General features: G+C 62.3%; 29 protein-coding genes. 12 read left to right on the forward strand and 17 right to left on the reverse strand.

The window, feature by feature from the left end; translation table 11 throughout:
* Positions 1–63: 63 nt before the first annotated feature.
* Entirely contained in the window at positions 64–1,074 is a 1,011-nt protein-coding gene (locus P0D87_RS13330; RefSeq protein WP_053860517.1) for a carbon-nitrogen hydrolase family protein, read from the reverse strand.
* Positions 1,075–1,147: 73 nt separating this feature from the next.
* Positions 1,148–1,630 carry a MarR family winged helix-turn-helix transcriptional regulator gene (locus tag P0D87_RS13335; protein WP_053860518.1) on the reverse strand — a complete coding sequence of 161 codons (483 nt, stop codon included), beginning with the start codon at positions 1,628–1,630 and terminating at the stop codon, positions 1,148–1,150.
* Between the two features lie 356 nt (positions 1,631–1,986).
* Between P0D87_RS13335 and P0D87_RS13340 the strand changes: the two genes are divergently transcribed.
* Positions 1,987–2,841, forward strand: a complete 855-nt coding sequence (locus P0D87_RS13340) for a PA4780 family RIO1-like protein kinase (protein ID WP_053860519.1) — start codon at positions 1,987–1,989, stop codon at positions 2,839–2,841.
* 37 nt (positions 2,842–2,878) lie between these two features.
* On the opposite strand, the gene P0D87_RS13345 is transcribed toward P0D87_RS13340, so the two are convergent.
* Complete coding sequence (locus P0D87_RS13345; protein WP_053860520.1) at positions 2,879–3,583, reverse strand: SDR family oxidoreductase; 705 nt, start codon at positions 3,581–3,583, stop codon at positions 2,879–2,881.
* Positions 3,584–3,871: 288 nt separating this feature from the next.
* Here P0D87_RS13345 and P0D87_RS13350 point away from each other — a divergent pair, with 288 nt between their 5' ends.
* Positions 3,872–4,450 (forward strand): TetR/AcrR family transcriptional regulator, encoded by a 579-nt coding sequence (locus tag P0D87_RS13350; RefSeq protein WP_053860521.1) that lies wholly within the window; start codon positions 3,872–3,874, stop codon positions 4,448–4,450.
* Positions 4,451–4,507: 57 nt separating this feature from the next.
* Here P0D87_RS13350 and P0D87_RS13355 read toward each other — a convergent pair whose 3' ends face one another.
* The 4 genes from P0D87_RS13355 to P0D87_RS13370 all read right to left on the reverse strand — a co-directional run bounded on the left by P0D87_RS13355 (position 4,508) and on the right by P0D87_RS13370 (position 7,367).
* Positions 4,508–4,903 (reverse strand): nuclear transport factor 2 family protein, encoded by a 396-nt coding sequence (locus P0D87_RS13355; RefSeq protein WP_053860522.1) that lies wholly within the window; start codon positions 4,901–4,903, stop codon positions 4,508–4,510.
* A 62-nt stretch (positions 4,904–4,965) separates the two neighbouring features.
* The gene (locus P0D87_RS13360; protein ID WP_006050406.1) at positions 4,966–5,586 is read right to left on the reverse strand and encodes an NADPH-dependent F420 reductase; all 621 of its coding nucleotides are present in this window, start codon (positions 5,584–5,586) and stop codon (positions 4,966–4,968) included.
* Positions 5,587–5,737: 151 nt separating this feature from the next.
* Positions 5,738–6,679, reverse strand: coding sequence for an SDR family oxidoreductase (locus tag P0D87_RS13365; protein WP_053860523.1), 942 nt, complete (start codon positions 6,677–6,679; stop codon positions 5,738–5,740).
* 52 nt (positions 6,680–6,731) lie between these two features.
* On the reverse strand, positions 6,732–7,367 hold the full coding sequence (locus P0D87_RS13370) for an NADPH-dependent F420 reductase (protein ID WP_053860524.1): 636 nt from the start codon (positions 7,365–7,367) through the stop codon (positions 6,732–6,734).
* 141 nt (positions 7,368–7,508) lie between these two features.
* Between P0D87_RS13370 and P0D87_RS13375 the strand changes: the two genes are divergently transcribed.
* The 6 genes from P0D87_RS13375 to P0D87_RS13400 all read left to right on the forward strand — a co-directional run bounded on the left by P0D87_RS13375 (position 7,509) and on the right by P0D87_RS13400 (position 9,820).
* The gene (locus P0D87_RS13375) at positions 7,509–7,961 is read left to right on the forward strand and encodes a winged helix-turn-helix transcriptional regulator (RefSeq protein ID WP_053860887.1); all 453 of its coding nucleotides are present in this window, start codon (positions 7,509–7,511) and stop codon (positions 7,959–7,961) included.
* A gap of 332 nt (positions 7,962–8,293) precedes the next feature.
* Entirely contained in the window at positions 8,294–8,527 is a 234-nt protein-coding gene (locus tag P0D87_RS13380; protein ID WP_053860525.1) for a hypothetical protein, read from the forward strand.
* An 89-nt stretch (positions 8,528–8,616) separates the two neighbouring features.
* The gene (locus tag P0D87_RS13385) at positions 8,617–8,850 is read left to right on the forward strand and encodes a hypothetical protein (protein ID WP_053860526.1); all 234 of its coding nucleotides are present in this window, start codon (positions 8,617–8,619) and stop codon (positions 8,848–8,850) included.
* Between the two features lie 89 nt (positions 8,851–8,939).
* Complete coding sequence (locus P0D87_RS13390; RefSeq protein ID WP_053860527.1) at positions 8,940–9,173, forward strand: hypothetical protein; 234 nt, start codon at positions 8,940–8,942, stop codon at positions 9,171–9,173.
* 89 nt (positions 9,174–9,262) lie between these two features.
* Positions 9,263–9,496 (forward strand): hypothetical protein, encoded by a 234-nt coding sequence (locus P0D87_RS13395; protein WP_029968917.1) that lies wholly within the window; start codon positions 9,263–9,265, stop codon positions 9,494–9,496.
* Between the two features lie 90 nt (positions 9,497–9,586).
* Positions 9,587–9,820, forward strand: a complete 234-nt coding sequence (locus P0D87_RS13400; protein WP_029968918.1) for a hypothetical protein — start codon at positions 9,587–9,589, stop codon at positions 9,818–9,820.
* A gap of 441 nt (positions 9,821–10,261) precedes the next feature.
* Here the strand turns inward: P0D87_RS13400 and P0D87_RS13405 are convergent, their stop codons facing one another.
* From P0D87_RS13405 to P0D87_RS13435, 7 genes are all read right to left on the reverse strand, one after another.
* On the reverse strand, positions 10,262–11,230 hold the full coding sequence (locus tag P0D87_RS13405) for an ABC transporter permease (protein WP_053860528.1): 969 nt from the start codon (positions 11,228–11,230) through the stop codon (positions 10,262–10,264).
* Complete coding sequence (locus P0D87_RS13410; protein ID WP_053860529.1) at positions 11,227–12,234, reverse strand: ABC transporter permease; 1,008 nt, start codon at positions 12,232–12,234, stop codon at positions 11,227–11,229. The genes P0D87_RS13405 and P0D87_RS13410 overlap by 4 nt, the downstream gene beginning before the upstream one ends.
* Positions 12,231–13,787 (reverse strand): sugar ABC transporter ATP-binding protein, encoded by a 1,557-nt coding sequence (locus P0D87_RS13415; RefSeq protein WP_053860530.1) that lies wholly within the window; start codon positions 13,785–13,787, stop codon positions 12,231–12,233. Before P0D87_RS13415 ends, P0D87_RS13410 begins: the two co-directional genes overlap by 4 nt.
* Before the next feature lie 10 nt (positions 13,788–13,797).
* Positions 13,798–14,817 carry an ABC transporter substrate-binding protein gene (locus tag P0D87_RS13420; RefSeq protein ID WP_006050394.1) on the reverse strand — a complete coding sequence of 340 codons (1,020 nt, stop codon included), beginning with the start codon at positions 14,815–14,817 and terminating at the stop codon, positions 13,798–13,800.
* Positions 14,818–14,887: 70 nt separating this feature from the next.
* Positions 14,888–16,225 carry a metal-dependent hydrolase family protein gene (locus P0D87_RS13425; protein ID WP_053860531.1) on the reverse strand — a complete coding sequence of 446 codons (1,338 nt, stop codon included), beginning with the start codon at positions 16,223–16,225 and terminating at the stop codon, positions 14,888–14,890.
* A 106-nt stretch (positions 16,226–16,331) separates the two neighbouring features.
* Positions 16,332–17,117 carry an alpha/beta fold hydrolase gene (locus P0D87_RS13430; RefSeq protein WP_006050392.1) on the reverse strand — a complete coding sequence of 262 codons (786 nt, stop codon included), beginning with the start codon at positions 17,115–17,117 and terminating at the stop codon, positions 16,332–16,334.
* A complete protein-coding gene (locus P0D87_RS13435; RefSeq protein ID WP_053860532.1) occupies positions 17,118–17,996 on the reverse strand; it encodes a fumarylacetoacetate hydrolase family protein in 879 nt (292 codons plus the stop codon).
* Positions 17,997–18,135: 139 nt separating this feature from the next.
* On the opposite strand from P0D87_RS13435, the gene P0D87_RS13440 reads away from it, so the two are divergent.
* Positions 18,136–18,891 (forward strand): FadR/GntR family transcriptional regulator, encoded by a 756-nt coding sequence (locus P0D87_RS13440; protein ID WP_053860533.1) that lies wholly within the window; start codon positions 18,136–18,138, stop codon positions 18,889–18,891.
* Positions 18,892–18,936: 45 nt separating this feature from the next.
* Here P0D87_RS13440 and P0D87_RS13445 read toward each other — a convergent pair whose 3' ends face one another.
* A complete protein-coding gene (locus P0D87_RS13445; RefSeq protein ID WP_053860534.1) occupies positions 18,937–19,833 on the reverse strand; it encodes an oxidoreductase in 897 nt (298 codons plus the stop codon).
* 272 nt (positions 19,834–20,105) lie between these two features.
* Complete coding sequence (locus P0D87_RS13450; RefSeq protein ID WP_053860535.1) at positions 20,106–21,515, reverse strand: amidase; 1,410 nt, start codon at positions 21,513–21,515, stop codon at positions 20,106–20,108.
* Positions 21,516–21,704: 189 nt separating this feature from the next.
* On the opposite strand from P0D87_RS13450, the gene P0D87_RS13455 reads away from it, so the two are divergent.
* Both P0D87_RS13455 and P0D87_RS13460 read left to right on the forward strand, forming a co-directional pair.
* A complete protein-coding gene (locus P0D87_RS13455; RefSeq protein WP_053860888.1) occupies positions 21,705–22,280 on the forward strand; it encodes a TetR/AcrR family transcriptional regulator in 576 nt (191 codons plus the stop codon).
* A 176-nt stretch (positions 22,281–22,456) separates the two neighbouring features.
* Positions 22,457–22,870: a VOC family protein gene (locus P0D87_RS13460; RefSeq protein WP_053860889.1), complete on the forward strand. Its 414-nt coding sequence runs from the start codon at positions 22,457–22,459 to the stop codon at positions 22,868–22,870.
* Between the two features lie 98 nt (positions 22,871–22,968).
* On the opposite strand, the gene P0D87_RS13465 is transcribed toward P0D87_RS13460, so the two are convergent.
* Positions 22,969–24,198 carry an MFS transporter gene (locus P0D87_RS13465; RefSeq protein WP_053860536.1) on the reverse strand — a complete coding sequence of 410 codons (1,230 nt, stop codon included), beginning with the start codon at positions 24,196–24,198 and terminating at the stop codon, positions 22,969–22,971.
* A gap of 148 nt (positions 24,199–24,346) precedes the next feature.
* On the opposite strand from P0D87_RS13465, the gene P0D87_RS13470 reads away from it, so the two are divergent.
* Positions 24,347–24,799 carry a winged helix-turn-helix transcriptional regulator gene (locus P0D87_RS13470; protein WP_006050384.1) on the forward strand — a complete coding sequence of 151 codons (453 nt, stop codon included), beginning with the start codon at positions 24,347–24,349 and terminating at the stop codon, positions 24,797–24,799.
* Positions 24,800–24,941: the final 142 nt, after the last annotated feature.

Genomic DNA, 24,941 nt, shown 5'->3' on the forward strand with positions numbered 1-24,941 from the left:
TCGGCGGCGTGCGGCCTCACGAATACACACATCATTTGAAATTTGCGAACCAGCATCCTCTGGTCAGCGCGAACCTGCAACAGCGGCCGCCTGCGTGCGCACATCGTCGTCAGCCTTGTCACTGACAGGCAACGAGTGCGGAGCGCGTTCGTGAACATGCGCGGTGGGCGTGCGGTCAATCATCAGACTGAGTAGTTCGGGGCGGTTGTAGTGGCCGGCCGCGTCCATCAGCATCTTGCGGAGGTCGATTTGCGCGAAGTCGAGATCGACGATCACGTCGCCTTCTCCCGAGCGGAGCGGTTCGGCCATCAACATGCCGTCAGGCGAAACGATGGTGGTGAAGCAGCCACCCGAGATCGGAGCGATTCCACAACCGGTGTCCTTCATGATCTGCGCCTGCTGGTCGGCGTCGAGCCATGCCGTCGCGTTGACGACGAATGCGCCGGACTCGAGCGCATGCTGGCGGATATTGATTTCCATGCGCTGCGCAAACCCCTCGCCAAAGGCAGAGCCGGGGTACATCGCCGAATGGATCTGCTCGCCGTCGGCGATCATTGCGTAGCGGGCGAGCGGGTTGTTGTGTTCGAAGCATGCGAGCTGGCCGATGCGGCCGACGGCGCTGTCGACTGCACGCAAGCCCGAGCCATCTCCCTGGCCCCAGATCATGCGTTCGAAATGCGTCGGCGTGATCTTGCGGCGGCGCTGGATCAGCGTACCGTCAGCATCGAAGAGCAATTGTGTGTTGTATAGCGTGCCGGCATCGCGCTCATTCACGCCAATCGACACGACCATGCCTGCCTCTCGCGCGGCTTTGCCGATCGCGTCGGTAGCAGCGGACGGCACAGTCACAGCCTGCTCGAGCAGACGCAAATGTTCGGATCCCGAAAGAAGTTCGATGCCGGTCTGGACTGCCGCAAAGTAAGGGTAATAAGGCACGACCGTTTCGGGAAAAGTGGCGAACTGCACGCCCTTCAGGCCCAGTTCGTGGATCTTCTGCACCACTTTCGCGACGGTGGCTTCACGGCTATAAAGCACCGGACTGAACTGGACGGCGGCGGCTTTGACAACTTTCATGACGAACTCCTTGATGCGGGGAAGGGTGCGAGGCGTTGGTCGATCTTGCACATGCAACATCGACCGAAAAACTTCAAACGATGCGCGGCGGCAATTGCTGCGCGATATTCATGAGGCCATGTGCGCCGCCCTCGCCGAGGACGCGCGTCGCGTGGCTCTGTGCCGCCGCCCACGCGTTAGCGGCATTCGTGAGCAGCGCGTTGCCTTCGTGCGTGAGCGAAAGAGGGCGGCTGCGACCATCGCTGCCTGGCGCGCCTTCGGCAACCCAGCCCTGGGCGATCAGCGGTTGCAGGTTCCGTGTCAGCGTCGAGCGCTCGTGATAATTGCGTCGGCCCAGATCGGAGCGGCTCATCGGCCCGAACTCCGCGATCATTACGAGCAATGAGAACTGCGAAGCGACGATGCCGAACGGGCGCAACGCGTCGTCGTAGATCGAAGTGAGGAAACGCGAGATCTGCCGGGCGCGCGTCAGCAAACAACTGCGCGCGATCTGTCTGCTCGGCGCTTCATGCGCGGTGCAGTCCTGTTCAACGGGTCCCTTCGACTTATGCTGCATATGCACCACCTTCAGTTTGCGGAGCGGTGTTTGCTCGCGATGGGCGTATTTGAGCGGACGGACGTATCCCGCTTGTGTCCGGAAGTCGGTTGTTTGTAAGCGCGCGTATCGCTGTCGGTCGTGGATACGTTGAGATACATAAAGGCGCGGCGGGGGAAGCAGCAGGGTCGAAGGAGCAGTCGCCGGGGAATTTAAATCGGCTTATCCGCGGCCCCCGTATAATCCGGCATGACTCAATTCATCCCCACAGCAGCAAGCTTGCGAGCAGCGGCACCGGCTGCGCGTTTCATCGGCCCGGTCCATTCACCCTCCACTCGTGCGGAATCCACGTTCGTCGAGCCGCAGTCGGCGGTCGCATGAAAATACCTAAACGGCTTGCCCCGCTTCTCGAAGAAGGGCTCATCGACGAAGTCATCGGCCAGTTGATGAGCGGCAAGGAAGCAACGGTCTACGTCGTGCGCAGCGGCGAATCGACGCGTTGCGCGAAGGTCTACAAGGACGCGAAGCAGCGAAGCTTTCGGCAAGCCGCGTCGTATCGCGACGGCCGCAAGGTCAAGAACAGCCGGCAAGCGCGGGCGATGGAAAAAGGCACGCGCTACGGCCGTCAGATGCAGGAAGCGTCATGGCAGAACGCTGAAGTCGACGCACTGTTCCGGCTCGCCGCGGCAGGCGTGCGCGTGCCGCAACCCTATATTTGCACCGACGGCGTGTTGCTGATGGAGCTGGTGATCGACGAGATGGGCGACGTCGCGCCGCGCCTGAACGACGTCGATATGACCGAAGCCCGCGCCCTCGAACTGCACGCGCTGCTGCTGAACCAGGTTGTCCGCATGCTCTGCGCAGGCATGATTCACGGCGATCTGTCGGAATACAACATCCTGCTCGCAGCGGACGGCCCGGTGATCATCGATCTGCCGCAGGCCGTCGACGCCGCCGGCAACAACGAAGCCGCCTCGATGCTCAAGCGGGACGTCGACAACCTGGCCGCATACTTCGGACGGTTTGCGCCGCAAATTCTCACCGCGAGTTACGGCGCGGAGATCTGGACGCTGTTCGAATCGGGGCTGCTGCATGTCGATATCGAACTGACCGGCCGCGTCGAAGTCGACACGCGACCTGTGGACCTCGATGGCGTGCTTCAGGAACTCGAAGAGACGCGTCTTGAGGAAGACGCGCGAGTACGGCGGCAGCAGGAACTGAGCGCGGGTTGATAGCCGCGCTCGATTTCGGGCGAACGCCGCGACGCCGTCAGCGAGGAGCCGGCTCGTTCAGATAGACGCCCGCGGACAGCGCGGCTTTCACCTCTCGCGTGAACTCGTCGGTGGACACTTCCTCCGCGCCGGCCTCGATCGCGTCGAATGCCTGACGCACCACGTCGGCCGGTGTCGCCTTCGGTACTTCCAGCCCGCGCGTCAGATCGGTGTCGATGAAGCCGGCATGCAGCCCGACAACCTGTGTGCGCTGCTCGCGCAGCGAATGACGCAGGCCGTTGGTCACCGCCCACGCGGCCGACTTCGACACGCCGTAGCCGGAAAGGATCGGCCGGTTGATCCAGCTCGCGACCGACAGCACGTTCAGAATCGCGCCGCCGCCGTTGCCGGCGAGGTGGCCCGCGAACGCGCGCGACATCGCGAGCATCCCGAAGACGTTGGTTTCGAAGTGATCGCGCAACACGTCGAGCGCGCCGTCGTCGGTCAGGCTGCCCAACCGCGCAATGCCCGCGTTGTTGATCAGCAGCGTGACGTCGCGCGCCGCTTCCGCGGCAGCGGCCACAGCCGCCGGATCAGTCACGTCCAGCTTGAGAGGCACGACGCCCGGCAGCGTCACGCTGGCCGGATCGCGCGCGCCCGCATAGACCTTGCGCGCGCCTCGTTGGAGCGCCTGTCTCGCGAACTCGAGGCCAAGCCCGCGGTTCGCGCCCGTCACCAAAACAACAGAACCTTCGATTTTCATGACGCATCCTTTCCTGGGGTTGATCGCCGGCGCGCGGGTTCGCCGGGCGCAAGAAATCGGGTGAAAACGATCGGGTGAAAACATCGGCATCAAAGACGGCATGACCCACATTGCCGTTTGCACCTTGTCCCGCGTCGCTTCGCGTCATGGGCCAAAGTCGGCTAAACTTATCTCAATGTCGATCGCCATCGTCTTAAGACGCATTGTGTCGACGCAACTCGGACATGTCAATGGTGATCGACATTGTGTTTATTAATCGATGCGATCGCCTGAACAAAGGAGGAATCGATGGGTGTGTCACGACAGCAGGCCGCCGAGAACCGCAGCGCGATCGTCGCGGCCGCCGAGCGGCTGTTCCGCGCGCGCGGGGTCGACGCTGTGGGGCTCGCGGAGTTAATGAAGGAAGCCGGTTTTACACAGGGCGGCTTCTACAACCATTTCAAGTCGAAAGACGCGCTGGTCGCCGCGGTGATGGAAAAGGCGATGGAAGACTATGCAGATTCGCCGAACGCCGGGAGCCTGGCAAAGCAGGCGGCGCGCTACCTGTCGACGCGGCACCGCGGCAACGTCGAGGCCGGCTGCCCGCTGTCCGGGTTCGCGGGCGACGTGCCCCGTATGAGCGACGCGGCGCGCGCGTCCTACACGCGCGGCCTGGCGGCGTATCTCCGCCGGCTTGAAGCCATGATTTCCGCGGAAGGCGCAACGGCGAAGCAGAGCCGTCACGATGCCATCGCGGCGTTCAGCCAGATGGTTGGCGCACTCGTGTTGTCGCGTGCGGTCGTGAGCGCCGATCCCGCCTTCGCCGACGAGATCCTGGAGGTGGGGCGTCGCACACTTGTCGATAGGACGCCACCTAAGGCGCCATGAGCGCTGGCTCCGAATTCACGGCGGGCGAGCACGTCGCGAGTTGCGGGGCCTTCAGCTTTAAAGATCGCAGGCCCGCGCCAGTGCAAGCGTGTCGATGTACTCGCGGATGTTTGTCACCTTGCCATTTCGAACGGTAATGGCGAAGACCCAATCGTCGTCGAACGTCCTGTTCGTGGCTTTGGCTCTGCCCGTGGCGAAGCCGACGACCAGAACCCGGTCGCCCTGCGCGACGAATTCGAAAGGGGCTGGGTATGACGTTTCAACCGTGTCGGAAGCCTTCTGAAGCAAATCCGCCAATCCCGCGTGTCCGCGATGGGTGCCGGCCAGTGGCCACTCGCCCGGAATGATCCACTCTATGTCTTCGGCGGAAATCGCGAGCAGGCCCTGCTTATCGCCGCGGCCCATTGCTGCAAAAAAATCCTTCACAATCTGGACATTCTCTTGCGTGCTCATTGAAGTTCTCCATCTCCGTTTCATGTGGCCGAAAAGCCGCCGGAGGACGTCGCGCCGGTGATTCAGCCAATCTCGACGTTCAACGCGATATCCCATGTGCCGGCGCCGTTTTTCGCGAGGCCGATCATCATCAGACCGAGCGCCTCGAGCGTCGCGGCCATGTGCAGGCCACCCACATCCAACGGACGCAGTCCGAGACTCTCGATCAAGGTCGAGACGCGCGCCTTGGCCTGTGCATCGTCGGCTGCGATGAACGCGTCGAGGCGTCCGTTTTTGGCCAGTACGTGGCCAAAGACGGTGTTGAACGCCTTTACGACGTGTGCGGTGGCGGGAAGACCCTTGGCGATCTCCTGCGCGCCGGAACTGCCGTGCGGGGTGACGAGGCCGGAAAGGTCCGGGGCGACCGGATTGGTGATGTCGATGATCACCTTGCCTTCGAGCGCGTTTCCGTAATCGGCGACGACCGCCGCCGCACTGCCGTACGGCACGGCGAGGATGACGATATCGCCTGTCGGCGCGGCGGCGTAAGTCCCCGTGGTTACTCCCGCTGAGAGCTTATCGGCCAGCGCCCGCGCTTTGGCTGGGTCGCGGTTCAGGACCTCGACGGTATGTCCTGCCTTGGCGATACGGCCGGCGACGGCCGTGGCCATGGTTCCTGCGCCAATGATGCTAATCGTGCTCATGTCAAATATCCTTCTGAGTTGGGGTATGCCCGTGATCTGTACGAGGCTTCGCCCATGATGTTTTTTCGTGTGCGCCGAGCCACTTGCGTCACCTTCCTGCTACTCCGTGACGGGCTCGGCGCGATGGGGGAGTCACTGCCGTCTGCTTAGTTCAACGGACAGGGAAGTAGTGGCCATTGTCCATATCGGCAAACAGGCCGGGCTGCGTTGGTGTCCAGCCGAGCGTCTCGCGCGTGATCGCATTCGACGCCGGTGTATCCAGCGTGACCAGATTTTCAAGGAATCCGAAGTACCCAGGCAGCATCAGCACGTCCGCGGGAATGGGTACGGCGGGCAGATTCAAGCGACTGCCGATGGCCTCGGCGATCTCGCGGTACGCAATGCTCCCCTCTGCAACCGCGTGCCAGCTTCTGCCGGCGGCGCCTTTCTCAAGCGCCAGGCGGAACACGGTGGCGACGTCGCGGGTGTGCACGGCGGCCCACCTGTTCGCACCGTCTCCGGGGTAACCGACGACACCCTTTTCCTTCGCCAGCCCGATCAGCAGCGGAAGGAAGCCGGCATTATCGGTCGCGCTGTGCATGATTTCAGGAATCCGAACGACCGAAGACCGCACGCCTTTTTCGGCGAGCCCGATTACCGTGGTTTCCACGATGTTACGAACCCGCAAGGTGTTCTTGTACGGATCGCCGCCGGGAAGAGGCGGATCCTCCTCGGTGGCCGGCCGGCCCAGGTTGTCCCAGCCGGGCGAGCCGATGCTTCCCGATGAGACCAGCGGCTTTCCGGTTCCGGCCAGCGCCTCGCCATATGCGAGCATGATCTGAAGCTCCGCATCGGCCACGGCGTTGATCCCGCCGACCGGAATCAGGTCTTGCCGGTGCGCGACATGGATGACGCCGTCGGCGGCGGCGGCCGCTTCTTTAAGGCCGTCGAGATCCTCGAGGCTACCGAGACGCGGCTTCGCGCCAAGTGCGGACACCGCAGCCGCCGCCTTGTCAGAACGAGCGAGGGCGGTGACCTGATGGCCTGCGGCGATGAGGTCGGAGATGATGTACGGGCCGGAATGGCCAGTCCCGCCGGTGACGAAAACCTGCATGTGAATGTTCCTTATCAGTAATGTGATGCGGGAAGCGGTGGTCCGGGTGCATTCAGCCGGGAAGGCTGACGCCGATTGAGAAGTTCGTGTGCTTGACCGAGTGGGCGAGGAGGCCCAGCGACAGCAGGCACGCGTGCTCCAGTGACCTCGCCATTGGCAACGGCCCGGTATCCATTGGACGCAGTCCGAGGCTCTCGATGAACGCCGACACGCGTGCCTTCGCCTGCGCGTCGTTTCCGGCGATGAACACATCCAATGCGTGGCCCGGGACCGGACCGGCCGCGAGGACGTGAGAGAACTGGGTGTTGAACGCCTTGACGACTTTCGCATCGGCAGGGGCGGCCTTAGTGATCTCCTTCGCGCCGAAACTGTCTCCAGGGGTCACGAAGCTCGTGTGATCGGAGGCGACCGGATTCGTGATGTCGACTAAAACCTTGCCTGCCAGCCCTTCGCCGTACTGCTTCACCACGTCGAGAACGGCGGAGTAGGGAACCGCCAGGATGACAATGTCCCCGGCCGGGGCGGCGCCGAACGCGCCTGTCGTCGCGCCGGCTCCGATCTGCCCGGCGAGCGTCCGCGCCTTGACGGCGTCGCGACTCATCACCTCGACGATGTGTCCCGCCTTCGCGGCAAGGCCGCCGATCGCTGCGGCCATGCCGCCTGTGCCGATGATGCTGATAGTGCTCATATGCAGCCTCCTGGTTTGTTGGGTGCTGCTCGTACTCCCGAACAACCATGCTAAACATATTGCTTGCAAAAAACAAGTAAACGGCGCAAATTACTTGCGTTATGCAAGCGATGTTAATATCGAGCGATGAAGACGACATCCATGAAGACGACATCTAAAGAAGACATTCGGTCCCATTGCGCAGTGAACTACGGCGTGGAGGTTTTCGGCGACCGGTGGTCGCTCCTGATCATTCGCGACATCGTCTTTGCCGGCAAGAAGACGTATGGCGAGTTCCTGAGATCGGAGGAGGGAATCGCGACCAATGTCCTTGCTTCGCGCCTTGCGTTTCTTGAGGAGCAAGGAATTCTCTCGAGGGCACCCAGTGCCGACGACAGGCGGAAGGACTTTTACACGCTGACCGAGAAGGGCCTGGACCTCATTCCGGTCGTGCTTAACATAGTCGTTTGGAGCGCGAAGCACGATTCGAAGTCGTACGTGCGGCGCTGCAAGGAGTTCGTTGCCCGATTAAATCGAAACCCCTTACAGGTGAGCGAAGAGGTGAAGGCGCTGATCCGCAATGGCGGATGTATGTTTCCTGAGAGCAAGGAATAAGCAAGACGGCAAGCGCGCCGTGTCACGTCGCACGAACGATATGCGCACACCACCGGCTGCGTCGCGAATTACCAAAACCCCGCTGCTGTTTTCGCAACGCAGACAGTCCTCAAAAACCTGTTTGCTACGGCACGACACCTTTCTCCCCCTCGCGTGCCGAAAGCGCTTGAAAAGCCTGCTGGTAAATTTTTAATTCCCCTTTGTTTTCAGCGGCTTGGATGCCTATATCCGCCTTGCGCGATTAAGCCTGGCATACCCTGTGCAAATACCCCTGTGAGCGCAACGAATAGTGCTCTTCCTTCCAGACTGAAGACCCTCACAGGAGATTTACCATGACCTCGCTGATCATCAAAGACATCGCCCATTCCGAAGACCTGTCCGCCAAGGCTCTGTCCGCTGTACGCGGCGGCAGCAACTACAACGTCGGCAACGTCAATGCCGCTTATGGCGGCGGCTTCGCCAGCCCGGGCGTCGTCGTCGCACCGGTCACGCAGACCGACACGCAGACGAAGGTCGAGATCCCGACGATCATGAACTTCGGCGGCCTGCAGTTCGCCAAGGCGTGAGTTAAGCGCCGGGGAGAGCGGCGCTCTCCCTGACGGCACGCCGACTGTACCTTCCAAACCCGAAACAGAGACATCTCAGGAGACTTACCATGACCTCGCTCACCATCAAAGACATCGCCCATACCGAAGACCTGTCCGCCAAGGCCCTGTCCGCTGTACGCGGCGGCAGCAACTACAACCTCGGCAACCTCAACGCTGCTTATGGTGGCGGCTTCGCCAGCCCGGGCGTCGTCGTGGCACCGGTCACGCAGACCGACACGCACACGAAGGTCGAGATCCCGACGATCATGAACTTCGGCGGCCTGCAGTTCGCCAAGGCGTGAGTTAAGCGCCGGGGAGAGCGGCGCTCTCCCTTTGCTTGCCGAACCGTACTTCCAAACCCGAAACAGAGAAACATCTCAGGAGACTTACCATGACCTCGCTCACCATCAAAGACATCGCCCACACCGAAGACCTGTCCGCCAAGGCTCTGTCCGCTGTACGCGGCGGCAGCAACTACAACCTCGGCAACCTCAATGCTGCTTATGGTGGCGGCTTCGCCAGCCCCGGCGTCGTCGTGGCACCGGTCACTCAGACCGACACGTACACGAAGGTCGAGATCCCGACGATCCAGAACTTCGGCGGCTTCCAGTTCGCGAAGGCGTGAGTTAAGCGCCGGGGAGAGCGGCGCTCTCCCCCTTGCTCGCCAAACGTACTTCCAACCTGAAACAAAGAAACAGCTCCAGGAGACTTACCATGACCTCGCTCACCATCAAAGACATCGCCCACACCGAAGACCTGTCCGCCAAGGCTCTGTCCGCTGTACGCGGCGGCAGCAACTACAACGCCGGCAACCTCAATGCTGCTTATGGCGGCGGCTTCGCCAGCCCGGGCGTCGTCGTGGCACCGGTCACGCAGACCGACACGTACACGAAGGTCGAGATCCCGACGATCCAGAACTTCGGCGGCTTCCAGTTCGCGAAGGCGTGAGTTAAGCGCCGGGGAGAGCCGCGCTCTCCCCGGCGGCACGCCGACCGTACTTCCAAACCGAAACAGACAAACAGCTCCAGGAGACCTACCATGACCTCGCTCACCATCAAAGACATCGCCCATACCGAACACCTCTCCGCCAAGGCCCTGTGCGCTGTACGCGGCGGCAGCAACTTCAACTTTGGCAACTTCAATGCTGCCTATGGCGGCGGCTTCGCCAGCCCTGCTATCGTCGTCGCACCGGTCACGCAGATCGACACGTACACGAAGGTCGAGATTCCGACGATCCAGAATTTCGGCGGCCTGCAGTTCGCCAGGGCATGAGTGCGAGGCATTGAGCGTTGCGCCCAGGGATCGGAGCCCGATCGCGTGACGCGGGCTTTCCGCAGCGTCGGGGGTGGCAAGCTGTCGTCGACAGGACAGCGCGCGCTGTCTCGTTGACCGTTTCATAACAAGGGGAGCGTAGTGGCAGGACCAAGCGGTTGATCCAGTCACCATAGTTCGTTATCCTTCCGAACCCTCCGGACTTGTCACCGAGGTTTGGATCTAAGGGCTCGCCGGCCACTCCACCCGGCGGGTTTTTTTCGCGCGCTTTTTAGTCCTGGTTTCGGCTGCGGCGCAGCCTGGTTCGGTGAATGGTTGTGAGCGACCCTACGTGCCTTAAATGTGTGGGCCGGTTTCTCCAAACGCCGCGGTGATGGATGTGGTATTGGCCGTAGAGCGCCTCCAGAAAAGCGCTGCATTACCCGCAGGACGATGCCCGCATCAAGCCGCCAACGCCCGACGTCCGACCGACCAGCCGTTCATCGTCAGAAACACGATCAGCGTCGCGCCGAAGATGCACTGACGTCCAGCCTCGCCGATCTGCAGCGCGGTCAGCAAACTGGTCAGCGCGGTGATGAACAGCGCGGCAATCGCCACCGCGATGTAATCGCCGCGTCCGCCGCCCAGCGACACGCCGCCGATCACCGCCACCACGACACTCGTGAGCACATAGCCGCTGCCGAGTCCGAGAAACGCCTGGCCGACGTAGCCCACCAGCAGCATGCCGGTCAGCGCGGCAATCATCGCGCTCGCCGTATAAGCCGCGATACGCACCGCTCGCACGCGAGCGCCGGTGAGCAGGGCGGCGGTGGGATTCGCGCCGGTCGCCATGAGGCGGCGGCCCCATGCGGAGCGATCCAGAAACCACCAGACCGCAGTGCCGGCGACGAGCCACAACACGGCGACGGTCGGTACGCCTGCCACGCTACGTCCGGCGAGCGCAACGAGCGTCGCACTGGCCGCGGTATTCACATGCATGAGCGACGACCACACGATCAAACCGCCGTCGACCAGACTCGCCATTGCGAGCGTCATCACCAGCGGCGGCACTTTGAACACCGTGATTCCGCAACCGTTGACCACACCGACCACCGCGCCGCACAACGCCGCCGCAAAAAACGCGAGCGGCAAGCCAACGGGCAAACCCGCTGGCCCCACATTGATCACCGCCGCGCCGATGATCCCGCCCAACGTCGCGACCGCGCCGACCGAGAGGTCGAGCCCCTGGCCGCCGGCCATCATCGCGAGCGTCTGAGAGATGCCGAAGAGGCCGAGGAAAGTTGCAATCTTCAACTGGTTGCCCAACTGGTCGGCGTTCGTAAAGCCGGGCACCGCCCACTGTCCGCCGACCATCACGAGAACGACGAGCACCAGCAACAACATGCGCCGGGAAGTCAGCGTCGCGCTCATGCCGGTTTCCTCGCGCCGATGAAAGTGCAACCGAGCGCGAGCAGAATCACCGCGCCCTTGAACACTTCCTGATAGTTGCTCGGAATGCCCGCGAAGTAGACGACGTTGCCGATCAGCACGAGCACCAGCGCGCCGCAGATCGCGCCGAGCATCGAGCCGCGTCCGCCCGCGAGCGAAATCCCGCCGATCACGACCGCTGCCACCGAATTCAACGTGTACGGCAAGCCGAGGCGCGCATCGCCCGACGAGGTTTGCGCGGAGATGCAAAGCGCCGCGCCGAACACGAACAGCCACGCGAGCACATAGCCGAGCAGCTTGACAAGCCGCGTATCGACGCCGGACTTGAACACCGCATCCGCCGAACTGCCGGTCGCGATCAATCGGCGTCCGAAGCGATGACGTTGCAGCAGCGCCCACAACGCGCACGCCGCGAGCACCGGAATGGCCGCAAGCGGAAACACGCCGACGCGCATCGCAAACCACTCGCCGAGTATTTCCGGCACTGCGCCGCCGGGCTGCGGCATCAGCAGCAGGGCGCCGCCGAACCAGATCGCGCCGGTGGCGAACGTCGCGATCAGCGCGCTTTGCCGCAGGTAGCCGACCAGCAAGCCGTTGCAGACACCCGCCGCAACCGCGATGACAAGCGCCGCGACGCAGGTCGCCGCCGTGCCCCAGCCGGTGAGCGACGGCACCGCGGCGAGCACGCAATTGATCAGCGAGATCCCGGACCCCACTGAAAGATCCAGCTCGCCGAGCAGCACGATCACCGCCTGCGCCATGCAGACGAGAATCACGGGCGCCGCGTTTTGCAGATTGCTCGACAGCGAATCGGCGCTGAAAAAATCAGGTTGAAGAAACGCATTGCAAGCCAGCACGATCAGCAGCATCGCGACGCCCGGCAACGCGCTGCTGTTGCGTGACGTGATCGCGTGAATGCATTGACGCAAACTGTGGACGGGCTGCTCGCGCGCAGGCTGAAGTCGTTCGGTCAGGCCGGCTTTCATGCGGCGCTCCTGCCGAACAGCGCGCTCGTGACGCGGGCTTCGTTCATGTCGGGTCCTTCGAGTTGCGCGACCACGCGGCCTTCGTACATCACGATCAGGCGGTCGCAAACGGCGAGCAGTTCATCGGTGTCGGATGCGTAGACGATCGCGGCCGCGCCCGCTTCGGTCAGCGCGCCGATCGCTTCGTAGATCTCCTTGCGCGCGATCACATCGACGCCCTTGGTCGGATCGCTCAGCAGCAGCACCTTGATTCGGCGATCGAGCCAGCGGCCTATCACGACCTTTTGCTGATTGCCGCCCGACAGCGCACGCACGGGTTGTCGCGCGTCGGACGTCTTGATCCGCAGACGCTTCACGGCAAAGTCGACCAACTGGCGGATCGACGCACTTCGCAAACGCCACGGCTCGCGCTGAAAATTGGCCGCCACTTGCGCGAGATTGAACTCGACCGAATGATCGAGCCACAGTCCCTGCCGATGCCGATCGTTCGGCACCAGACACACGCCCGCGTCGATCATCTGACGCGGCGAGCGGACAGCGATCGGTGCACCGTCGAGCGTTATCTCGCCATCATCGAGCTTGCGATATCCGGCGAGCGCATCGAGCAATTCTTCCTGGCCGTGTCCTTGCAGTCCGGCCACGCCGAGTATTTCGCCTTGCCGCAATTCGAACTCCACGCCGCGCAGGCGGGCGCCGGCGCGCAGGCCACGCGCGCTCAACGCGATAGGGCTGATGTCGTTGGGCGCGCTAGCTGTAATCACGGCACTCATGCGCGGACTGTGTTGCGAATGCCGGCGAGCGGCCGCACTTTCACCGTGCATATCCACGTCAGCGGCGCCGCCCATCCACGCAAGCACGCGCGCTTCGTCGAGCTTGCCTTGCACCGGAATTTCGCCGGCATGCCTTCCGTTGCACAACACCATCACGCGATCGCACAGCGCCTGAATCTCCGCCATTCGATGCGAGATGAACACGATCGCTGTGCCGCGCGCGGCCAGTGCGCGGATCACGCGCATCAGGCTCTCGACTTCGGCGGCGGCGAGCGCGGCCGTCGGTTCGTCGAAGATCAGCACGCGCGGTTCGAGCGCCAGCGCCTTGGCTATTTCAACGAGCTGCTGATCCGCGACAGAGAGTTGCCCCGCGGGAAGGTCCAGGTTCCAGCCGGCACGCAGGCTCGAGAGCAACTGCGCCGCGCGCCGCCTTGCCGCCGTGCGATTGAGAAAGCGCCCACGCCGGCACATTTCCGCGCCGAGAAACACGTTCTCCCAGACCGGCAGATCGGGCGCGAGCCCCGGATGCTGATGCGCGATCGCAATGCCCGCCGCGCGAGCCGCACGCGGCTCGCCGGGCGGCAGACGATGCGAGTCGAGCGAAAGCGTGCCCGCGTCGGGACGATTGTCGCCGGCGAGAATGCTCGACAGCGTCGACTTGCCCGAGCCGTTCGCGCCGAGCAAACCGAGCACTTCACCCGCATTCACTTCGATGCTGACGTTATCGAGCGCGACCACGCCGCCATAGCGCCGCGTGATTCCTGTGGCAGTCAGTAAAGGCATGCGCGTTCCGTCAGGGCGTGAAGAGCGCGTCGAGCTCCGGCTCGCTCAGCCATTGCCCCAGAAAATAGCTGTCGGGCTTGCCGTTCATCGACGCAAGCGTGGCGTCGAGCGTGTCGGCGGTGACCGTCTTCGTGATCGGGAAGTAGTAGGTGTTGTCCGGCAGCGGCTTGAGCTTGTGGCCCTGCGCGAGCCGCACTGCGATGCCGAGCGCGGTCCGGCTGATGTCGGGCGGATTCACCTGCACGAACACCTTCATCGGATTGCCCGCGTCGCGCTGCTTCTTCCATTCCTGGAGGAAGCCTTTCTGCGCTTCGCCGGTCATCACCGCGACGCGCCGGTTCGCGTTCTCGAACGCACGCAGCACGCCGAGCGCCATCGCGTCTTCGGTAAAGACCGCGTCGATTTTCGGTTGCGCGGCGATCACCGTTGCCATCACCGCCTGCGCCTTCGCTTCGTCCCATTCGCCATAACCGGACCACACGACCTTGATGCCGGGATACTTCGCGAAGGTGTCGAGCGCCGCTTTCTTGCGCGCTTCGGCTGCCGGATGACCGGGAATGCCGTCGAGGACCACGACGTTACCCTTGCCGTTCAATTGCTGCACGATCCACTCGGCGTAGCGCTGCCCCCACTTGTAGTGATCGACGGTGACGTTCACCGCGTATTTGTTCGACACGGCCTGATCGAACGAAACGACCGGGATCTTGCTACGCTGCGCTTCGGAAATCACGCCGTTCAGCGCGGTGGCCGAATTCGCGTCGACCATGATCGCGCCGGTTTTCTGGCGGATCATGTTGCGCATGTCCTGGATCTGCTGGCCCGTATTCGTCCCCGATTGCTGGATCACGAGATTGCCCGCGAGACCCTTGGACTTGTAGGTCTGAAACTGTTCCTTCGCGCCGTCGACCATCTGGTTGCGCCATTCGGTTCCGAAATAACCGTTCGATAAACCGATATCCGGCGCGGCGGCCCATGCCGACGCGCACACGAAGCTCGCCGCGCAAGCGGCGAGCAGAGCAAGCGATTTCATGCTGTCTCCCGTCCCGTGAACAGGGATTGCTGTTTTGATGTGCCCGCAGCCGCGCCGAAGTCCGCGCCGCTCAGTGAACCGGCGCGTGAGTCGTCTGCGCGACGCCGGCATCGGCCGGCAACGGCGCGCCCGCATGCAGTTCGCCGTGCGGCGGCACGACGTCGTGCGAGGTCTTGAAGATCTCGCCGTCCTTCATCACGAGCGTGATTTTTTGCGGGTCCTGCAGCACGGCCAGGTCCTTCAGCGGATCGCCATTGACGAGCAGGATGTCAGCCAGATATCCCTCGCGAATCTGGCCGAGTTCGTGCGGCCGCATCATCAGTTCGCCGCCATATCGGGTGGCCGCCAACAGCACTTCCATCGGCGTCATGCCGATGTACTTCACGAAGTATTCGAGGTCCCGCGCATTCGTGCCGTGCGGCATCCATGCGAAGCCGTAGTCGCCGCCGGGCAGGATGCGAATGCCGCGCTTGTGCATCTTCTGCAGCGTGATCGCCGCGGTTTCGAGCTCGCGTTTATAGCCCATCTGCGTGGCGGCCGCTTCGCTGATGCCCCACGGTTCCGCGTGATACAGCGTGCTGATCAGCCAGCCGATTCCCGGCGCGACGAAGTGCTTGTCCTTGTTCGCTTCGAGCATGTCGAGCGCTTCTTCGTCCGCGAAGCTTGCGTGGAAGATCAGTTCCAGCCCGTGACGCACGCATTGCTTGACCGACTCGCTCGAACGCGCATGCGCGGCGACGCGCTTGCCTGCACGTTTCGCCTCGGCGGCGAGCATGGCGATTTCTTCTTCCGAGAATGGCGACGATTCCGCCGAAATCCCGGCAATGTACTCGCCGGACAGATTGATCTTCAGATGATCGACGCCGTACTTGACGAACATGCGCGTGGTGGCGCGCATCTCCTCGGGACCGCTCACCACCGCGCCGAAGTTCAGTTCCTTGAACGGCATGTGCGGCAGGGTGTTGTCGGCGAGGCCGCCGAGTATCGTGATCTCCTGGCTGCCGGCCAGATAACGCGGGCCGGGGAATTCGCCTGCGTTCACCGCGTTGCGCAGCACGACGTCGAGCCGCGGCTTCGCGGCCGCCGCGCCGAGCGCCGAAGTCCAGCCCATCTCCAGATAGCGTTTGGCGACGCGCACGCACCACAACATGTGTTCTTCCGGCGGCATGAACTGGATCGCCGACAGCGAAGGCTGATCGTTCCATGAGAAATGCGTGTGCGCTTCCGTCATGCCGGGCATCAGGAACGCGCCCTTGCCGTCGATGCGTTGCGCGTGCGGCGCGCTGACCGGCTCGCCTTCGCGTCCTACCTTGGCGATGCGTTGGCCTTCGACGAGCACTTCGCCTTTGAAGGGTTGCGCGCCGCTGCCATCGAAAACCGTTACGTTCGTGAATACGATCGAGCTCATGTGTCTCCTCCAGGCGGGCGGACTGCGACTGGCGCGCATCTCGCCCTAAGGGTTATGTTTCGCTAAAGACGTATCACCCGCTTGGGCCTTGTCGGTCACTTCTTTATCAGCGGGCGGCGCTGTAGAACGCCTGCAATTGAGCCTGCGATTCCGCGGGCTTTTCGAACGTCGTCCAGTGTCCGCAGCCGCTCAGCACGACTACCTTCGCGCCCGCGATGCGCTCGCCCATCGCCTGCACGGCTTCGGGCTTGCCCACGCCGTCCTGATCGCCGGTGACGAGCAACGTGGGCACCTTGATCTGTTCGACCGGCGCGGCCTGTGCGCCAGCCAACGCTTCGCAGCTTTGCGCATAGCCTTCCGGCGACTGGCGCATCACGCTCTCGCGCACCAGCGCGAGCGTGACGGGGCGCTGAGCCTTGGTCTCGTCGCTCGTCGCGCCTTTGACGATCGCATCGGCGATTTCCTGCAAGCCCGCGACGCCCTTGTCGCGTGCGAGCGCCGCGCGCTGACGCATGCCCTCGCGGCCGGCATCGGGCGGCGCGAGCAGCGGCCCGAACAGCGCGAGGCTTTTCACCAGTTGCGGATGCCTGATCGCAAGATGCTGCGCGACGATGGTGCCCATTGAATGCGCGACCACGTCCGCCTGTTCGATCTTCATCTCGCGCAGCGCGGCGGCGATCACGTCCACGTAGCCGTCGATCGACAGCTTCTGCGCCGGCAGTTCCGAGCGCGCGCTGCCAGGAAGGTCGATGCGAATTACCCGCTTGCCTTCGAATGCGCCGAGCACCGGCGTCCAGTTATTCGACGAGCCGCCGAGACCGTGAATGCACACGACGGGCGCGCCGTCGCCTTGCGTTTCGATGTAAAGACCCTGGACCAGAGTTGTTGCCATTTATGCCACCTCGTTTTCAAGAACGCCGACGCGCGGAATTTCCATCCGCACGACGTCGCCGGATTGCAGGAAGCGCGGCGGATTGAAACCGATGCCGACGCCCGCCGGCGTGCCGGTTGCAATCACGTCGCCCGGTTGCAGTGCGATGCCGGCCGAAATGGTTTCGATCAGCGTGGGGATGTCGAAAATCAGATGCCGCGAGTTCGACGATTGGCGCAACTCGCCGTTGACCCAGCAGCGCACGTCGATGTCGTTGGCGTCGAGTTCGTCGGCCGTGACGAGATACGGGCCCATCGGGCAAAAGCCGTCGAGCGATTTGCCGAGGAACCATTGGCGATGCAGCTTTTGCAGATCGCGCGCGGTCACGTCGTTGATCAGCGTGTAGCCGAACACGTGCGCGAGTGCATCCTGCTTGCGGATACCGCGGCCCGCTTTGCCGATCACAACGCCGATCTCAACCTCGTAGTCGAGTTGCTGCGTGACTGCGGCGTGACGCGGAATCTTGTCGCCTGGGCCGATCACCGTCGTCGCCGGTTTGGTGAAGACGACCGGTGCTTCGGGAATGTGTTCGCCGGCCTGGGCGCTTTTGTCGAAGCCGGATTTGCTGAACTCTTCCGCATGGTCGTGATAGTTCTTGCCCACGCAGAAGATGTTGCGGCGCGGCTCGTCGATCGGCGCCAGAACCGTGACGCCGCTCAGGGGATGGCCGTCGTGCTTCGGCACCAGCGCGCTCCTGATCGACGAATAGTCATGTACCAATTGGATCATATCGCCGCGAAAGCCGTCGCTCAATTCCGCTACGGTCCAATACTGTTGCCGTTCGGGATCTATCACAGCAACGGTTTTCGCGCCGTTCACCAGCAAATTTGCCAATTTCATGTCGAGCCCTTAATCTAGGTCCAGTTGGTGAGAATGTGTGTCACTGTAGGACCAAATGCGACCACAACCAACCAGGGTTAACCAAAGATAAGTACCAATTGGTTCTATGCAAGAGGCTTCACCGGCAAGGAAGAAAGTCATGGGCGACGTTGAGACCGGCAAGATTTCTGTGAGAGCGGAGGGCGCGCGTGCGCTTGCGAGCTATCTGGAAGAGGCCATCCGCACCGGGCGTTTGCGAGAGGGCGTCAAGCTTCCCGCCGAGCGCGAATTGAGCGAGGAATTCGGCGCGTCACGCGGGGCGGTGCGGCGCGTGCTGGCCGATCTGAAGGGGCGCGGGTTCATCACGCAGGTGGTGGGAAGCGGCACTTTCGTGCTGCCGCAGAAGGACGTCGCCGCAGCGGCGGTGCGTGTCGAAGCGCAGAACGCGCAGAACGCGCAGGCCGCGCAGGCCGCGCATGGCGCACAAGAGGTCGTGCAGACCAGTCCCGCAGAGCTGATGGAAGCGCGCTTGCTGATCGAACCGCTGATGCCCGGCTTGATCGTGCGTTATGCGACGGCCGCGGACTTCGCGCGGATGGTCGAATGCATCGAGCGTTCCGAAGCCGCGCAGAGCATCGAAGAGTTCGAGAAGTGGGACGGCGAATTGCATAAGACATTCGCGCTGGCCACGCACAACAGCTTCTTTCTGCGCGTGCTCGAACTGACCAACGAGGTGCGCGAGCAGGGCGAGTGGGGCCGGCTCAAACGCAAGTCGCTGACGGCCGAGCGGCGCGCCGAGTATGAGGCGCAGCATCGCGCGATCGTCGATGCGCTGCGCGACCGCGACGCCGATCTCGCGTGCGAATTGCTGACCGGACATTTGAAGCAGATCCGGCACAACCTGTTTGGCGGGTGAGTCCGAGAGTGGGCGCGTCGCGCCGTCACATCCTTCGTGGAAGTATTAGCCCGGTCCGTCGCTCGCGGCCGCGAGAAGCGGCACGACCAGATCGCTGATCGGTGTGGCGATACCGTGAGACCGGGCACGTCGCTGCACGACGCCGTTCCGGCTGTCCCATTCGAGCGGGCGGCCAGCCTCCCGGTCGGCGAGGATCGAAGTGCCCAGGTCGGCCGGATAACCACGAAATGCATCGACGATTTCTTGCGGGACTTCGTCGCCCAGTGTCGCGCCTTCCGCACGGGCAACCGCGAGACATTCCTGCAAGTAGGCGAGAGCCAGGCCGGCGATATCGGCTCGTGAGTACATGCCGGCACGGCGTCCCGCCAGAACCATTAAACCTGCGACAGCATTTTGCAAAAGCTTGCGCCACGCGACGGATGTGAAATCGGCTGCTACGTCGACCGAACACCGTGTGCCACTCAATGCCGAAAGGACAAGGCTGCTCTCTGGCGTGTCCGGCAACGTAATGCGAGCTTTGCCGCGTAGCCAGACAGAGGCGTCCGGTTCGCGTTGAGCAGGAAACCAAACCACCGAGGGTAAGACCGGGCTGCCGGGCACATGCGGCGCGACAAGCGTTTTCTGTTCGACGCCGTTTTGCAGCACGCAGACCACGGTGTTCTTGTTGCACAACGCGGAGAGCCACGGCGCTGCCGCGTCTATTTGCGTTGACTTCACCGCGACAAAAACCAGGTCGAACGTGTTGTCGACTTCGGACGGATTGGTGCGCACAGGTCCCGGCACCGCGATGCGGCCGCCGTCGAAGCGCAGTTCCAGATGTTCGTGCGCCGAGCGGCCGAAAATGGCCGGCGTGCGTCCGGCTTCATGAAGCGCCGCCGCTACGGTCGTGCCGATTGCTCCCGGCCCAACCAGGGCGATCGTTGGATTTTCTGACATCGTCATTATCGTCCCGTTTCAATAGTCAGTGTAGTTGGTGCGGGCTTGGCAGCATGCCGCGCCGGCAGTTTGAGCAGTAGTTCGTTGAGCGACCACGCAGGTTTTAGCACATCGGCGAACTCGCTGCAGGCAGGCAAATCGCCGAGGTCGATTTCTCGATTTGCTGCGGGCCGTCGAGCGCGTCGTACATGTTTGCGGCCAGATGCGAAGTCTAAACTTTTGCCGCTGCGGTCGCTTGATCCAGTGCGGCGATGGCCGGTTTGCGCAGGGCTGAAGGCTCAAATATGCGGATGTAGATCGCGCACCGGGCTGACCGATTCGAGTAGTGACGCAACGTGAAGAATGGTTGACTCAGCCTGCCAACTCCCGACAATCTGTACGTTGATCGGCAGCCCCTCCTTGCTCGTGCCGAAGCGCATCGAGATGCCGGGCAAGCCCGTGACGTTCAACGGCACAGTTGCGCCCTGCAGATAGGTGGCATCCACTGCGTGGCCGTTGATCGAGAACGTGTCCACGCCGTGCTTGTGAGCCGGGATCGGAAGCACATGCGTAATCAGCGCGTCGTAATTCCGGAAGTATTCGGCGTATCCGTCTCGCAGACGCTCGGCCGCCTGTTCAGCGTCGATGTAGTCCCTCATCGAAGTGTCGGGCAGCGCCAGCATCGTCTTGGCCATCTTGTAGAGTTCGTCCTCAGCGCGACCTGCTGTCACTTCCGCAAAGGCCGGCTTCATTTCCATGACGTGCAGGCGGTTGAAGACGTCGAGAGCGAAGTCACGCTCGAGGGCAGGAATGCGTACAGGCTCCACCACTAGCCCCAAACTTTTGAGCGCTTCCGCCGCCGCCTGCACCGTTGCCGCGACTTGCGGATCGACGGGCCCGAAGCCCGGTTCAACCATCCAGCCCACTCGCAGCGGACGGTCTGGTGAGCGGCCCACGCCGGCATCGAACGGGACGGTACTGCTTGCAAAAGCGTCGTGCCCATCGGGACCGGACAACTGCGAGAACGCGAGCGCCAGGTCGCGGATGCTGCGAGCCATCGGACCCACGTGCCAGAAGCGGCGTGGGGCGCGCGGCCAGATCCCTGTCATGGGCACGCGTCCGTGAGTCGCCTTTAGCGACACGATGCCTGTCTGCGCAGCGGGTCCGCGCACAGAGATCGCCAGATCGGTGCCGAGCCCCAGCGGCGACATACCCGCTGCGATGGCCGCCGATTCGCCGCCGCTGGAGCCGCCCGGAGTGCGCTCCAGATCCCACGGATTATTCGATCGGCCACTGAGCAGATTGTCGCTTTCGATCCAGTACGAGAATTCGGGCAAGTTCGTTTTTGCGAGAAGGATGCCGCCTGCGTTTTTCAGCCGGGCCACGCTAGTTGCGTCGGCGTCAGGAACGCGTCCTTTAAAGATGGGCGAGCCACGTTGCGTCGCCACGCCCGCCGTGTCGATCGAATCTTTTGCGGTGAAGGGCACTCCGTGCAGCGGCCCCAACGCCTTGCCCGACAGCACTGCCGTTTCGGCAGCCCTGGCGGCTTCCAGCGCATCGTCCGCGACTGTCACGATCGCATTGACTTTCGGATCGACCGCGTCGATGCGATCAAGGTGTGCCTTCACGACCTCGACGGGCGAGACTTCGTGTGTGCGGATCAGTTCGGCCAGTCGGGTGGCATCGAGGTAAAGGAGTTCGGAGGTCATGGTTTTTCCTTGGCGGTTGTGGGACGGATTGAATCAAAACTGATGAGACTACCTAACAGTAGTTAGGTAACCATTATCAAAAAAATGCCGCTCTTGCGATGCGACATGCGGGTTACCTACCTAACGTTTGTTAGGGGCAACTTTAGGCGGTACAATGCGTCAGGTCAACAACTTTTTGAGGAGACCGTCGTGACCATTGCAGCCGTCACCGGCTCAGGGGACCGCATCCTTGCTGCTGCGACAAGAATGGCGCAGGCGCACGGCTATACCGGGCTCAATATTCGGGACCTGGCGCAGGATGTCGGCATTAAAGCTGCCAGCATTTACCATCACTTCGCGAGCAAGGCGGACCTCGCGGCGGCAGTCGCGCGACGCTACTACGAGGACGCGGCCGCTGCGCTGGAAGAACTCTCGGCGGCATCAGGCGATCCGCTCGTCAGCTTGCGTCGATACCCGGAGACGTTTCGCCGGTCGTTGGAGTGCGACAACCGCATGTGCCTGAGCAGCTTCATGGCCGCGGAATACGACGATCTGCCTGAAGCGGTCAAAAAGGAAGTGCAGGCCTTCGCTGACGTCAACGTGGCCTGGCTCCGTCGGTCGCTGGAGGCGTCTGGCGTCGTCACCGGCGAGGCCAGCCGCGAACGCGCGTGCGCGATTTACGCCGCAGTCGCGGGCGCTCAGTTGATGGCGCGCGGGCGGGCGGACATTGCCTTGTTCGACACCTTGATCGGCACTTACAGGGCAGTTGGCTTATTGCCGGGGTAAGAGGTCGAACCAACGTCGGCCTAATCCGCGAGACCGTCGAAAGCAGACATGCTATTTCCGAGTGCGCGTTGCGCGTTCAAAAATTCTTCGCGGCTTTCGTCGATTCTTCTCCACGTCATTCGTCGGTATGTATGGTGGCGGCAATCCTGCCGCGGCTCGATCTCAAAGGAAAAATGATGACCAAGATGATCTTCGTTAATCTGCCAGTGACGGACCTGGAGCGGTCGAAAGCCTTCTACGCGGCAGTTGGCGCGGTCAATAATCCCGCATTCAGTGACGATACCGCCGCGTGCATGGTGCTCTCCGATACCATTTTCGCGATGCTTCTCACACACGACAAGTGGCGCCAGTTCACCAGCAAGCGGATCGTCGATGCGCACACCGACGCGCAGGTGCTGCTCTGTCTGTCGGCGGATGATCGCGAGCAGGTATCCAGCCTTGTCGAAAAGGCGAGTAATGCCGGCGGCAAGGCAGACCCTACGCCTGTGCAGGATTTCGGCTTCATGTATGGCCGCAGTTTCGAGGACCCGGACGGTCATATCTGGGAAGTGATGTGGATGGATCCCGAGGCGGTTCCGCCACACGGCTGACGAGTACTTCGCCGGGCAGGAGCCTTCGCGACTAGTCGCGAAGGCCGCGACAGTCCGGCTTCGACAGGAACGGGCACAGACGTTCCGGCAAGCGGCATTTATCTCCCGGCATGCCGGACCGTCGCTGCCCAGAATGCGAATGCAGTCATGCTGACGACGAAACCTAGTGCGCAAACGCCTGGCCACCCTGCACGCGAATAAATCACCGTCGACGATATCGCGCCCAAGCCGCTTCCAGCGGAATAAAAAAGCATGTAGCAGCCGACCAGGCGGGCATGCGCCTCGGGACGCGTGCTGAATATCATGCTCTGGTTGACGACGTGTATCGCTTGCCCGCCTATGTCAAGAAGTATGATGCCAACAATCAATAGGATCACTGACTTATCGATAAGCGAGATCGGTAGCCATGACGCGCAGAGAAGAACTAGCGCGACGCACGTTGTGGTCTGACCGTGGCCCCGGTCGGTCAAGCTCCCGGCACGTGCCGCCGCCATCGCGCCGAGTGCCCCGACCAGACCGAATGCACCGATGCCCGTATGTGACATTGCATGAGGCGGCGCACTTAGCGGTAGAACAAGTGCACTCCAGAAAATGCTGAATGCTGCGAACATGAGAAGACCAAGGAAACCTCGTACCTGCAGTACGCGCTCACGCAGCAGGAGTTCGATCATCGAGCGCAGCAGGCCGGCGTAGCTCAATTGCACTCGGGACGGCCGCGGAGTCGGTAGAAAGAGAAGAAGCACAATCAGCATGCCGACAGCGAAAATTGCAGACACGAGGTAGACGGCTCGCCAGCCAGCCACATCTGCCACGACGCCGGCGAGTGATCGAGCCATCAGCAAGCCAACGACAACACCGCCCTGTGCCGTACCGACTACTCTGCCGCGCTCGCTTTCGTTGGCAAGCGCGGCTGCGCATGCGATCAGAACCTGCGTCATTGCCGTGCCGAGCAATCCGACGCCAATCATTCCAGCGAGCAAGGCATGCTGCGATCCTGATAGAGCCACGGCTACGCACGCGATGGCGAGCAAAACCAGCTGGCAGACGATAAGCCGCTTGCGGTTGATCAGGTCGCCGAGCGGCACGACAAACATCAGCGAAAGCGCGCAGCCCACTTGAGTCGCTGTTATGACGCCACCCACATCGGAATGAGAAATATGGAAGTCGTGGGAGATGGCGTCGAGCAACGGCTGGGCGTAGTAGACGTTGGCAACGCTCACCGCACAACACACCGACATCAGGGCGACGAGGCCCCTGGGCATTTCTTTGCGCTCTATCGAGTCAGTGGGCGGATCATGCTGCACTTCGGGGGTACAGGACGTGCTCATGGAAAAGTCGATTTGTGTAGTTTCAAATTGCAACTACGAAGAGTGTAGGGACAGTTGTTTTAAAATGCAACTTACGATTGAGCTTACGTGCGACCGTCGGTAATGTCGGTCGGGCTCGGACGTTCGCATTGAGATCGAGGAGCGCCAGATGGCCAGACAGAGAAGTCTTGTTGATTTATCGTGCCCGGTTGGCCGGGCGATTGACATCGTGGGAGACAGGTGGGCACTGCTGATAGTTAGAGACGCCTTCGACGGCGTGAGTCGGTTCGGTGAGTTCGTTTCCAGCCTGGGCATCGCCCGCAATATTCTAGCCGACCGCCTCAAGATGCTCGTTGAAGGCGGGGTGTTCGAGGTTGTGCCAGCGTCGGATGGTTCCGGACACCAGGAATACGTCCTGACAAAGAAGGGCGAAGCGCTTTTCCCTGTCATTGTGATGTTGCGTCAATGGGGCGAGGCCAATCTGTTTGCTCCGGGAGAGAAGCACTCGGTACTGGTGGACCGCAAGACGGGACGCGTAATCAAGAAGCAGACATTGAGGCACGATGATGGCCGCTTGCTGAATGCAGCGACCAGTGCGGTCCGAAAGGTGGCGCAGCCATAACGTTTCTAGCCGCTATTCTCGAAGCGCGAATTTAGCCGCGCCGTCCCAATGTACGCGAAACGCGTATCGCTCGATTCATAAACGACTGGCCGATTACGGCGGCAACGGCACGTCTTCGATCAGCTCGGCTTTTTACAGCGTG

The sequence above is a fragment of the Paraburkholderia sp. RL17-368-BIF-A genome (assembly GCF_046054045.1).
In the GTDB taxonomy this organism is placed as follows: domain Bacteria; phylum Pseudomonadota; class Gammaproteobacteria; order Burkholderiales; family Burkholderiaceae; genus Paraburkholderia; species Paraburkholderia graminis.